A 245-nucleotide genomic window follows, 5' to 3' on the forward strand; every position below is an offset into this window, starting at 1 on the left:
GCCTTAGCCGCAGCGTCATAACCCTCCACGTCAGCCGTCGGATCGGCCTCGGCATACCCTTGAGCTTTCGCCTGGGCAAGGGCTTCATCGAACCGGGCACCCGTAGTCGTCATTTGGTCAAGGATGTAGTTGGTCGTGCCATTGACGATGCCCATAACACGAGTGATTTGATCTCCGACAAGAGACTCGCGCAGCGGGCGGACGATCGGAATTGCCCCGGCTACCGCAGCTTCGTAGTACAGATC

Annotated in this window: 1 pseudogene; it reads right to left on the reverse strand. The window is 58.8% G+C overall.

The window, feature by feature from the left end:
• A pseudogene (locus FVA95_RS30260) lies at positions 1-245 on the reverse strand (homoserine dehydrogenase); the annotation flags it as partial.

Source organism: Pseudonocardia sp. EV170527-09 (genome assembly GCF_008369905.1).
Lineage (GTDB): Bacteria > Actinomycetota > Actinomycetes > Mycobacteriales > Pseudonocardiaceae > Pseudonocardia.